The organism is Flavobacterium paronense (assembly GCF_030409795.1).
Taxonomy (GTDB): Bacteria; Bacteroidota; Bacteroidia; order Flavobacteriales; family Flavobacteriaceae; genus Flavobacterium; species Flavobacterium paronense.
The window spans coordinates 2347556-2359005 of record NZ_JAUFQN010000019.1 but is presented as its reverse complement, the minus strand read 5'-3'; the positions used below and the strand labels follow the sequence as shown (position 1 = coordinate 2359005).

Here is an 11450-nt window from a genome sequence, read left to right as displayed (position 1 = left end):
CAATACCAAAAACTATCATTTCGTAAAATAGCGAATCAAACCAATATATTTTATTAAAAACTTTTATAAAAGTACAACGTTTTCGTAAATTTGCACAGCAAACAAATAAACCCAAAATACTATGGCTTTTGATATTGAAATGATTAAAAAAGTGTATGCTACTATGGCTGAAAGAGTTGATAAAGCTCGGCAAATAGTTGGACGACCATTGACACTTTCAGAAAAGATTTTATATTCACATTTATGGGAAGGAAATCCAACACAAGCTTTTACTCGTGGAAAGGATTATGTTGATTTTGCTCCCGATAGAGTAGCTTGTCAGGATGCAACTGCTCAAATGGCATTATTGCAATTTATGCATGCCGGAAAAAAGACAGTTGCTGTTCCAACTACGGTTCATTGTGACCACTTAATCCAGGCCAAAGTTGGTGCTACAACCGATTTAGCCGTTGCCAATTCACAATCAAAAGAGGTATTCGATTTTCTTTCTTCAGTATCTAATAAATACGGAATTGGTTTTTGGAAACCGGGCTCTGGAATTATTCACCAAATCGTTTTAGAAAATTACGCGTTTCCTGGCGGAATGATGATTGGCACCGATTCACACACAGTAAATGCCGGTGGATTAGGAATGTTAGCTATTGGTGTTGGTGGAGCAGATGCTGTAGACGTTATGTCTGGTATGTCATGGGAATTAAAATTTCCAAAATTAATAGGAGTAAAATTGACTGGAAAACTTAACGGTTGGACAGCGCCTAAAGATGTAATTCTGAAAGTGGCTGATATTCTTACTGTAAAAGGAGGAACTGGAGCTATTGTAGAATATTTTGGAGAAGGCGCTATAAATATGTCTTGCACCGGAAAAGGAACCATCTGTAATATGGGTGCCGAGATTGGAGCAACAACTTCTACTTTTGGCTACGACGATTCAATGAGACGATATTTAGCTGCGACCGACCGACAAGATATCGTTGATGCTGCCGATAAAGTGGCAAAATATTTAACAGGAGATGATGAGGTTTATGCCAATCCGGAGCAGTATTTTGACCAAGTTATTGAAATCAATTTATCAGAATTAGAACCACATATCAACGGGCCATTTACACCAGACAGAGGAACTCCAGTTTCCAAAATGAAAGCGGAAGCTGCTGCTAACGGTTGGCCATTAAAAATTGAATGGGGATTAATTGGTTCGTGTACAAATTCATCATATGAAGATATGGCTCGCGCTGCTTCAATTGTGGAACAAGCGGTTGCTCATGGAATTACACCAAAGGCAGAATTTGGAATCAATCCGGGTTCAGAGCAAATCAGGTACACTATCGAAAGAGATGGAATCATTGCCACTTTCGAAAAAATGGGGACTAAAGTTTTTACTAATGCCTGTGGCCCATGTATTGGACAATGGGACAGAGCTGGTGCTGATAAACAAGAAAAAAATACCATCGTACATTCGTTCAATAGAAATTTCTCTAAACGTGCCGATGGAAATCCAAATACACATGCTTTTGTAACTTCACCAGAAATGGTTGCTGCTTTAGCTATTGCTGGTGATTTAAGTTTTAATCCAATTACGGATACTTTATTAAACGATAAAGGGGAAGAGGTAAAACTGAATCCACCATACGGTGATGAGTTGCCAAAAAGAGGATTTGATGTAGTGGATGCAGGTTTTCAAGCTCCGGCAGCCGATGGTTCTAATGTTCAAATTTTGGTGAGTGAAACTTCAGATAGATTACAGCTGTTAGCGCCATTTGATGCTTGGGATGGAAAAAACATTACTGGAGCCAAATTGTTAATCAAAGCTTTTGGAAAATGTACGACAGATCACATCTCAATGGCTGGACCATGGTTGCGTTTTCGTGGACATTTAGACAATATTTCCAATAATATGTTGATTGGCGCAGTGAATGCTTATAATCAAGAAGCTAACAAAGTTAAAAACCAATTAACAGGAGAATATGGTCCGGTTCCTAGTGTGGCAAGAGCATACAAAGCTGCTGGTGTTCCTTCAATAGTTGTTGGCGACCAAAATTATGGTGAAGGTTCTTCAAGAGAGCATGCTGCCATGGAACCAAGATTTTTAGGTGTTAAAGCTGTTTTGGTAAAATCATTTGCCCGTATTCACGAAACCAACTTGAAAAAACAAGGAATGTTAGCATTAACTTTTGCTAACGAAGCTGATTATGATAAAATTCAGGAGAACGATACAATCAATTTCTTAGACTTAACAGAATTTGCTCCAGGTAAACCGTTATCCTTAGAGTTTGTTCATGCTGATGGTTCAAGAGATGTTATTTTGGCAAATCACACCTACAATGCTAGCCAAATAGGTTGGTATGTAGCTGGATCTGCTTTGAACTTGATTGCTGCTGGGAAAGCTTAATTGATTGGATTAATTTATAAAAAAAATGCTCAACATTTGTTGAGCATTTTTTTTATTTAGTTTTCTTTTTATACATTTCTTTTAGTCCTGATTTCCATTCAACCAATTCATAATAAAAGTCTAGAGAGATAAGATTATCTTTTTTTCTGATAATGCACTTTCCGGTTACATCAGCTTCATCACCACAGATGGTTGTTTTTGGCCCAGATGTTAATCTATCATTTGCATATAATTGATAAATTTTATAAGCAATATCCTGACGAATAGTCATTTTAGAATTGTATGTGCTAACGATAATCATTCCCTTGCCTTCACGGGCTACAAACTCCATTCCGTTGTGACCATAACTGTATGTTTGCATTTTTGTATCTCCATCATTGAAAGCAAAACAACTCATAACCAGTAAACTAAAAAAGATTTTTTTCATAAATAATAGATTTGGCGGGGTCAAATTAGAGGCGAAAAGTAATAATTAATTTAATATAAAACGCATTTATTAACAAAAAAATGTTGATAACATCAAAAATCCGTTTGACTTTAAACAGATCAAACGGATTTTACCCTAATGAATTAATAATCTTATTCTGTTAATAATAAGTATAACGTCTAACTTTTGCAATATATTTTGCCAAACGAATTACCTGATGACTGTATCCATATTCATTATCATACCAAACATATAACACAATATTTTTTCCGTCACCCGAAACGATTGTTGCATTGCTATCATAAATAGAGGGCTGAGCAGTTCCAACAATATCTGAAGAAACTAATTCGTTGTTCAGCGAATATCTTATTTGTTCTACAAGTTCCCCTTCAAGAGCATATTTTTTCATAATAGAATTTACTTCTTCAATAGAAGTTTCTCTGCTAACTTCCAAATTCATAACCACCAAAGAGCCATTTGGCACAGGAACACGAATAGCATTCGAAGTTAATTTTCCGGCTAAACTTGGTAATGCTTTGGCAACAGCAGTTCCAGCACCAGTTTCGGTAATTACCATATTCAAAGCAGCAGCACGACCACGACGGTATTTTTTGTGCATATTGTCCACCAAGTTTTGGTCATTGGTATATGCGTGAATGGTTTCAATGTGACCTTTTACAACGCCAAGTGTATCTTCAACCACTTTTAAAACAGGCGTAATAGCATTGGTTGTACAAGATGCTGCAGAAAAAATGGCAACATCATCAGGATTATAATCGTTGTGATTTACTCCGTAAACAATATTTGGAACACCTTTTCCTGGCGCAGTTAATAATACTTTTTCAATTCCTTTTGAAGTTAAATGACGTTTCAATTGCTCTTCAGTTGTAAAGGCACCCGTATTATCAATTAACAAAGCATCATCGATTCCGTATTTTGTATAATCAATTTCTTCAGGAGAATTAGCCGTTATAACATGAACTGTCGTTCCGTTGATGATTAATGCATTGTTATCGGCATCAGCTTGTACTGAACCTTGAAAATCTCCATGAACTGAATCATAACGCAACAATGAGGCTCTTTTTTCTAAAGAAGTAGCATCATTTCTGTCACGAGTCACAATGGCACGAAGACGAAGTTGCTGTCCTTTACCCATTTTACTCATCATTTCACGGGCCAACAAACGACCAATTCTACCAAAACCATACAAGACAACATCTTTTGGTTTTAAATCATGAAAATCTTTTGCATTTCTTAATTTGTCAATAACGAAAGCGCGACTGTCATGGTATTTATTATCTTCGAGATGGTATTCGTAAGTTAATTTTCCAATATCAATACGAGATGGCGGTAAATCTAAGTTTTGAATTGAGCGTGCAATTTCTACCGAATCAAAAATATTGATTGGTTTTTGAACAAACTCACCGGCATATTCGTGAAAGTTGATGATGTCGCTAACATTTCTGTCAATCAGTTGGTTTCTGAAAAGTACCAACTCGATTGATTTATCATACCACAAATCGCTGATAATCTTGATTAATTCAACCGCAGCCTTTCGTCTGTCTGCCTGAAATGATAACTCCTTCTCATAAAATTTGTTACTGTCCATAAAATAAATAAGTATTTAGTTGTGTGCAAAAAATAATTTTGGCGCAAAAGTATAAAATAGAAATCTTTCACGAAAACGATTTCGTAACTTTTTTATAAAACAAAAAAACCAGTCCAAAATTTGAACTGGTTTTACTGAATATTAACCTTTTAACCTTATAAAATTACTTGAATTACTTGCCCAATTTTGTTAAGCATTTGAATGCTTACATTTTGATTTTCATCTTTTTTATTTAAAACTTTAGAAATGGTTTCAACATCGGTTGCTTTTACATTATCTACCGAAAGAATAATGCCGCCTTTTAATTGATCATAATAAGGTTTCAGATTGTCATTATTAATTTCTTTAATGCGAACACCATAATCTATTCTGAATTTCTTTTTATCAGCAACTTCAATATTCTCTAATTCTAATCCTTTAAATTCGGTAGTAACGATATCGTTTTTGATTAAAGTAACCGGAACAGTTTTAGTTTCTCCTTCGCGGATGAATGTTACCTGCACTTTGTCATTTGGTCTTTTGGTACTTATGTAACCAGAAAGTTCAGCATAAGTATCAATATTTTGACTGTCTAATTTTTTGATGATATCGCCTTTTTGCAATCCTGCTTTTTCAGCACCAGAATTTTTAGTTACTTTATTAATATAGAAACCTTCTGTGTCATTAATACCTAATTCTTTGGAAGCTTTACTGTTCAATTCGCCGCCTTCAACACCAAGAATTCCACGTTGAACATTACCAAACTCCATGATGTCTTCAATGATTTTTCGGGTAATGTTTGATGGAATAGCGAATGAATAACCAGCATAGCTTCCTGTTGGAGAGGAAATCATCGTATTTATACCAATTAATTCTCCGCGAGTATTAACCAATGCGCCACCTGAGTTCCCTGGATTTACAGCAGCATCTGTTTGTATAAAAGATTGAATTCCTTTGTCTTCTAAATTTCTGGCTTTCGCTGAAACAATTCCGGCTGTAACTGTTGATGTCAAATTATATGGATTTCCTACTGCTAAAACCCATTCGCCAACTTTCACTTGATCTGAATCGGCAAAAGTAGAATATGGTAATTTTTCGTCTGCATTGATTTTTAACAAAGCAATATCCATTTTTGAATCGGTTCCAATAAGTTTTGCCTTGTATGATTTGTTGTTGTTTAATGTAACTTCAAGTTCTGTTGCATCTTTTATCACGTGATTATTGGTCACAATATAACCATCTTCAGAAATAATAACGCCCGAACCTGTTCCAACTTGTTCTTGTTGTTGTCCGCCATTAGTTCCATAAAACCATTGCATCATCGGATTATAAACGGTTCTTACCGATACATTTTTAACGTGAACAACAGTGTGAACAGTATTCTCAGCAGCTGCAGTAAAATCGACACCTTCGGCTGATAAACCAACAGTTCTGCCATAATTGTTTGGCGCTGTAGTTACAATCGAATCACGATTGCTTTTCCCTTCAATAAATAATTTGTAAGCGCCAAGTGTGGTTGCACCACTCAATAAAGAAACCAAAAATAAGCTTGATAATCGTTTCATAATCATTAACATTTTAAATTATTTGAACGTAAAATTAGAAATTTCTCTTGTTCAAAATATCAGTTTAACGCTCGTTTAACAATTTTTAAGTTAATCTTAATAATTGCTATATTTGTGACTATAATTCTCTCGATGAAATTCACTTTTTACAAATACGAAGGAACTGGAAATGACTTTATCTTTATTGATAATCGTCAAAACAATTTTCCAAAAACGGATGTCAAACGCATCGAAAAACTGTGCGACCGACGTTTCGGAATTGGCGCAGATGGTCTTATTTTATTAGAAAATGACAATGAGACTGATTTCAAAATGGTTTATTACAATTCTGATGGGAATCAAAGTTCGATGTGTGGCAATGGTGGTAGATGTATTGTGGCTTTCGCCAAAAGACTAAATCTTATTAGTGACCAAGCTACTTTTTTAGCAACAGATGGTTTGCATAAGGCATTTGTTTTTGAAGACGGAATTATCTCTTTAGGAATGAAAGATGTTGATGAAGTAAAAATCGAATCCGATTATGTTTTTCTGAATACCGGTTCACCGCATCACGTGATGATGGTTGATGATTTGAATAATTATGATGTAAAAGGAATTGGTGCCAAAATTCGATATTCCGATTTATATGGGAAAGCAGGAAGTAATGTGAATTTTGTTCAGCAACTCTTGGACAATCATTTTAGGTTACGAACGTATGAGCGCGGCGTGGAAGATGAAACTTTCTCTTGTGGTACAGGTGCTACTGCTGCAGCTATTGCCATGCACGCAATTGGAGAAACCAGTTTGAGCCATATTTATTTAAATGTGGAAGGAGGAAAATTGGAAGTTTCATTTGAAAAAGTTGGAGGTATTTACACCAACGTTTTTCTGAAAGGCCCGGCAACTTTTGTTTTTGAAGGGGAAATAGAATGGTAACATTAAAAGGAAAAAATATTCATCTACGAGCACTCGAACCTGAAGATTTAGGGTTTGTTTATGCTATAGAAAACGATGAAAATATTTGGGAAGTTAGCAACACGATTACTCCATACAGCAAATTCCTTATTCGACAATATTTAGAAAACGCACATCAGGATATATATGAAGCCAAGCAATTGCGATTGGTTATTTGTAAAAAAGGAAATTCGGAAGCTGTTGGATTAATTGATTTATTTGATTTTGATGCTAAAAACCGTCGAGCCGGAATTGGAATAATCATCCAAAATGAAGTCGATAGAAATAATGGTTTCGGAAAAGAAGCATTGGGGTTGGTGATTAATTACGCTTTTGAACAATTGCAATTACACCAATTGTATGCAAATATCGGAACAGAAAATAAAGCAAGTGAATCACTTTTTACTACATTTGGATTTGAAAAAACAGGTGTTAAGAAGGACTGGAATTTTACTAATAATGCTTTTCATGACGAAGCTGTTTTTCAATTAATTAAAAAATAAATGGTTTTGAATAGAAATAAAATTATCAAAGTTTTAGGAATTGTATTCCTTGTTTTTGTAGCGATTGTTTACATTAAGTTTTTCTCTTCGGATACAAATTTTGACAAAGAAGAATTATATGTTGAGGTTCCAACAGGTTCAACTTATCAGGACGTTGAAAAATTACTTTCACCACTGGTAAAAAATATGAGCGATTTTGAGTTTATTGCCAAACGTCGTTCCTATCCGGATAATATAAATGCCGGGCGATTTTTGCTAAAGAAAGGGATGAGTGCTTTCCAATTGGTTGGTGCTATGCGAAGAAATGTTCCTGTAAAATTGGCTTTCAACAATCAGGAGCGATTGGAAAATCTTTGTGAACGTTTGAGCTCTCAAATCGAACCGGATATTACAAAACTCCTGGCCACTTTTCGAGATACTATTTTTCTTCAAAAAAATGGCTTTACCAAAGACAATGTTTTTGCCATGTTTTTGCCAAATACCTATGAAGTCTATTGGAATATTTCGGCAGAAAAATTTAGAAGTAAAATGTTAGATGAATACAATCGGTTCTGGACAAAGGAGCGAATAGCAAAAGCTACTGCTTTAAATTTAACTCCGGTTCAAGTGATAACTGTAGCTTCAATTGTGCATAAAGAATCTGTGAAGAAAAGCGAGCGTCCAACAATTGCCGGCGTTTATCTCAATAGATTAAATCAAGGTATGCCTTTACAGGCGGATCCAACTGTGATTTATGCTTTGAAATTGCGTGACAATGATTTTAACCAAGTTATCAAACGTGTTTTATATAACGATTTGTTTATCAATTCTCCATATAACACTTATAAAAATATTGGTTTGCCTCCGGGACCAATTGCCATGCCGGATGTTGACGCAATAGATGCAGTGTTGAATGCGGAAAAACACGATTATATTTATTTTTGCGCCAGCGTTGAAAAATTTGGTTATCATGTTTTTGCGTCTACTTACGAACAACATCAAGTGAATGCAAAGAAATATGCAGATTGGCTGAACAAACAAGGGACAAATAGATAATTTTGAAAGTATCTAAAATAATAGTTTTAGGGCTTCTGTTTTGGTGTTGCCAAGTTGCTGTAGCTCAAAATTCCATTGAAAAATTTCTTAAACCTTCGGATACTTTAAACAAAAAGCGACTCAATACATTAGTTATCTCTGAAGCTGCTATTGGTTCAGCAACATTGATTGGCTTGAATCAAATTTGGTATGCCGATTATCCTCATTCTAATTTTCATTTTATTAATGACAATGCTGAGTGGCTTCAAATGGATAAAGTAGGGCATGTTTTTTCGTCCTATCATTTAGGTAGTTTTGGTGCTAATGCATTGAAATGGTCGGGCGCAAATCGTAAAAACCAATTGATTTACGGCTCAACTTTAGGCTTAGCGTTTCTTACAACAGTTGAGGTTTTTGATGGTTATTCTGCAAATTGGGGCGCTTCTTTAGGAGATATTGCAGCTAATATTTCAGGAACGGCTTTATATGTTTCGCAGGAATTGCTTTGGAAAGAACAGCGAATTGTCCCTAAATTTTCCTTCCATACAACGCCATACGCAGCTGCAAGACCAAATGTTTTGGGAAGTTCCATTCAAGAGCAAATTTTGAAAGATTATAACGGACAAACGTATTGGTTGTCAGCTAATATTTATTCATTTGATAAATCTTCAAAAATTCCAAAATGGTTAAATATTGCCTTTGGTTATGGAGCAGAAGGAATGATTACTGGTAATGATGAGTTGGTAAATACTGTTTTTCTTCCGGAAAGTAAAAGATACCGTCAGTTTTACCTCTCGCTTGACGTTGATTTGACAAAAATTGAAACCAAATCACATTTTGTTAAGACAGTTTTAACAATTTTCAATTCGATTAAAATTCCAGCTCCAACGTTTGAAATCAAGGGCTCAGGCGGAACCAAATTCCACATCTTGTATTTTTAACTACTTGATATTCAATTTATAATATTTAGTTGTATATTTGCACACGGAAATATCAAGATGGTGACAGCGCTTGGAAATAACCTTAAATGATAAAAAAAGGAATTTTTTACACAACAATCCTACTAACTGTAGCTTTCATAAGCTCAGGTTTCAAACCTTACAACTCCCAAATCAGTACCATATTGTTTGCTGATGAAAATGAAGAACAGTCTTATGTTTTTCCTTCTCAAAACAGCATTGATTATTTTAAATTGAAAATTCCTTTTACGGGGAAATATTTTATTGGCTTTAAAGAAGCAGTCGCCCATAAAGAGTCGCAAGGCAAATATGGTAAAATTAATTCTTTAGGTTATATGGGGAAATATCAATTTGGAATAGAAACTTTAAAATCTATTGGTATAAATGACAGCACAGGATTTATGAATAATCCTAGACTTCAAGAAAAAGCATTCATAGCCTTACTATCTAAGAACAAGTATGAGTTGAAGGACTATATAAATTATTACGAAGGTAAAATAGTCGACGGTGTTAAAATAACCGAATCAGGGATTTTAGCAGCAGCTCATTTAGGAGGTTCAGGATCAGTAAAACGATTTTTGAATTCTAATGGAGAGAAAAAATGTAAAGACGATTACGGAACTTCAGTTAAAACGTATATGAAAGATTTTGGCGGATTTGAAACCAGTGGAATTAGAGCAATCAAAAACGCTCAAGTTAAATAAACAACCCTAGAGAATTACATAAGCTCGTCAGTTATGATGGGCTTTTTTTTGCAAAAAAAACTTGTAACAAAAAATCTGTAACAAACTATATTGTTACAAAAAAATTGTTACAAATCTGAAACAAAATAATTTGTTTAGAAAAAAATATATGAAATATATGATGGAAAAAACTAGCAATTAGAACTTATGAATAATAAAAATGGTAGGCCTGTTGTGCAAATCGACCTTTATTTTTTTCCAATCTGCCACGCGAAACGTTTTGATGAATTCTGTTGGTAATGTAATGTCGGTTGCAATGCAAAGATGTGTATTCGGTTGTAATATCTGCAACAAATCTTCTAACAATTTATTATTTCTATACGGCGTTTCAATAAAAATCTGAGACTGATTTTTTGTGCTTGATAGATTTTCAAAGTTTTTTAAAGCTGTTTTTTTATCTCCTTTATCAATAGGAAGATAGCCATTGAAGGCAAAACTCTGACCATTCATTCCTGAACCCATCATCGCCAATAGGATGGAAGATGGGCCAACTAAAGGCACAACCTGAATTCCTTTTTCGTGAGCAATTTTTACAATTACAGCACCAGGATCAGCAACTCCGGGACAACCTGCTTCACTCATTAATCCTACGTTAAGACCATTAAGACATGGAGCAATCATAGCATTGTATTCCGAAACTTCAGTTCGTTTGTTGAGAGAAGAAATTCTTAAACTGTTTTGAACCTTCTCAGGATGAATAGATTTTATGAATTTTCGAGCTGTTTTTTCATTTTCAACAATGTAGTCGTCAATAAAATCTATGGCTCTTTTTACGGTTTGCGGTAAAACATCATGTGGATTCATTTCTCCCAATGTCGTTGGGATTAAATATAATTTTCCTTTGAGTGTGATAGGTCTCATTTGTGTTTTTCTATCAATTTTTTAGATAGAATGGCACAGGTTTCCTCTAGCATTTCGTAAATCAAATCAAAACCATTTTGCAATCCGTAATAAGGATCGGGGACATCTACATTGTCACCAGGAAATAAATTATCCAAAATTAGCTGCACTTTCTGTCTATGGTCATCATTTTTTGCTAGGTTAATAACATCATCGTAATTGGAATTATCCATTACATAGATATAATCAAAATCTTCAAAATCTCTTGGTGTAAATTGTCTTGCTTTTTGATTGGTAATATCTAAGCCATTTTTTTGAGCCGTCATAATCGAGCGTTGGTCAGGTTGTTTGCCAATATGGTAATTTCCTGTGCCGGCGGAGTCAACGATGAATTTATCTTTGGGAAGTTTTGCAGCAAGAAGCCCTTCTGCCAATGGTGATCGGCAAATATTTCCTAAACAAACCATTAAAATTTTAACGGGCATATTGTAT

At 34.8% G+C, this 11450-nt stretch carries 11 protein-coding genes; 6 read left to right on the top strand and 5 right to left on the bottom strand.

From position 1 onward, the window contains the following. The first annotated feature begins 121 nt into the window (after positions 1-121). Positions 122-2386 carry an aconitate hydratase gene (locus QWY90_RS11605; protein ID WP_290286090.1) on the top strand — a complete coding sequence of 755 codons (2265 nt, stop codon included), beginning with the start codon at positions 122-124 and terminating at the stop codon, positions 2384-2386. A gap of 52 nt (positions 2387-2438) precedes the next feature. Here the strand turns inward: QWY90_RS11605 and QWY90_RS11600 are convergent, their stop codons facing one another. The 3 genes from QWY90_RS11600 to QWY90_RS11590 form a co-directional block, all read right to left on the bottom strand. Next, complete coding sequence (locus tag QWY90_RS11600) at positions 2439-2813, bottom strand: hypothetical protein (RefSeq protein ID WP_290286089.1); 375 nt, start codon at positions 2811-2813, stop codon at positions 2439-2441. Positions 2814-2973: 160 nt separating this feature from the next. Next, positions 2974-4422, bottom strand: a complete 1449-nt coding sequence (locus tag QWY90_RS11595) for a glyceraldehyde-3-phosphate dehydrogenase (RefSeq protein ID WP_290286087.1) — start codon at positions 4420-4422, stop codon at positions 2974-2976. 155 nt (positions 4423-4577) lie between these two features. Beyond that, positions 4578-5966: a trypsin-like peptidase domain-containing protein gene (locus QWY90_RS11590; protein WP_290286086.1), complete on the bottom strand. Its 1389-nt coding sequence runs from the start codon at positions 5964-5966 to the stop codon at positions 4578-4580. A 132-nt stretch (positions 5967-6098) separates the two neighbouring features. Here QWY90_RS11590 and dapF point away from each other — a divergent pair, with 132 nt between their 5' ends. The 5 genes from dapF to QWY90_RS11565 all read left to right on the top strand — a co-directional run bounded on the left by dapF (position 6099) and on the right by QWY90_RS11565 (position 10079). Further along, positions 6099-6881 carry a diaminopimelate epimerase gene (dapF, locus tag QWY90_RS11585; protein WP_290286085.1) on the top strand — a complete coding sequence of 261 codons (783 nt, stop codon included), beginning with the start codon at positions 6099-6101 and terminating at the stop codon, positions 6879-6881. Continuing rightward, a complete protein-coding gene (locus QWY90_RS11580) occupies positions 6875-7402 on the top strand; it encodes a GNAT family N-acetyltransferase (protein WP_290286084.1) in 528 nt (175 codons plus the stop codon). The genes dapF and QWY90_RS11580 overlap by 7 nt, the downstream gene beginning before the upstream one ends. Before the next feature lie 6 nt (positions 7403-7408). Beyond that, on the top strand, positions 7409-8437 hold the full coding sequence (gene mltG / locus QWY90_RS11575) for an endolytic transglycosylase MltG (RefSeq protein ID WP_290286082.1): 1029 nt from the start codon (positions 7409-7411) through the stop codon (positions 8435-8437). Between the two features lie 2 nt (positions 8438-8439). Continuing rightward, positions 8440-9357 (top strand): DUF2279 domain-containing protein, encoded by a 918-nt coding sequence (locus QWY90_RS11570; protein WP_290286081.1) that lies wholly within the window; start codon positions 8440-8442, stop codon positions 9355-9357. A gap of 86 nt (positions 9358-9443) precedes the next feature. Continuing rightward, positions 9444-10079, top strand: a complete 636-nt coding sequence (locus QWY90_RS11565) for a peptidoglycan-binding protein LysM (RefSeq protein ID WP_290286080.1) — start codon at positions 9444-9446, stop codon at positions 10077-10079. 177 nt (positions 10080-10256) lie between these two features. Here QWY90_RS11565 and QWY90_RS11560 read toward each other — a convergent pair whose 3' ends face one another. Together QWY90_RS11560 and QWY90_RS11555 are read right to left on the bottom strand one after the other, a co-directional pair. After that, positions 10257-10979 (bottom strand): SAM-dependent methyltransferase, encoded by a 723-nt coding sequence (locus QWY90_RS11560; RefSeq protein WP_290286079.1) that lies wholly within the window; start codon positions 10977-10979, stop codon positions 10257-10259. After that, a complete protein-coding gene (locus QWY90_RS11555; protein ID WP_290286078.1) occupies positions 10976-11443 on the bottom strand; it encodes a low molecular weight protein-tyrosine-phosphatase in 468 nt (155 codons plus the stop codon). Before QWY90_RS11555 ends, QWY90_RS11560 begins: the two co-directional genes overlap by 4 nt. Between the last annotated feature and the right edge of the window lie 7 nt (positions 11444-11450).

Bases quoted from the DNA above. Each gene is read 5' to 3' on its own strand.
- QWY90_RS11605 (WP_290286090.1), top strand. From the start codon at position 122: ATGGCTTTTGATATTGAAATGATTAAAAAAGTGTATGCTACTATGGCT.
- QWY90_RS11600 (WP_290286089.1), bottom strand. From the start codon at position 2,813: ATGAAAAAAATCTTTTTTAGTTTACTGGTTATGAGTTGTTTTGCTTTC.
- QWY90_RS11595 (WP_290286087.1), bottom strand. From the start codon at position 4,422: ATGGACAGTAACAAATTTTATGAGAAGGAGTTATCATTTCAGGCAGAC.
- QWY90_RS11590 (WP_290286086.1), bottom strand. From the start codon at position 5,966: ATGAAACGATTATCAAGCTTATTTTTGGTTTCTTTATTGAGTGGTGCA.
- dapF (WP_290286085.1), top strand. From the start codon at position 6,099: ATGAAATTCACTTTTTACAAATACGAAGGAACTGGAAATGACTTTATC.
- QWY90_RS11580 (WP_290286084.1), top strand. From the start codon at position 6,875: ATGGTAACATTAAAAGGAAAAAATATTCATCTACGAGCACTCGAACCT.
- QWY90_RS11565 (WP_290286080.1), top strand. From the start codon at position 9,444: ATGATAAAAAAAGGAATTTTTTACACAACAATCCTACTAACTGTAGCT.
- QWY90_RS11560 (WP_290286079.1), bottom strand. From the start codon at position 10,979: ATGAGACCTATCACACTCAAAGGAAAATTATATTTAATCCCAACGACA.
- QWY90_RS11555 (WP_290286078.1), bottom strand. From the start codon at position 11,443: ATGCCCGTTAAAATTTTAATGGTTTGTTTAGGAAATATTTGCCGATCA.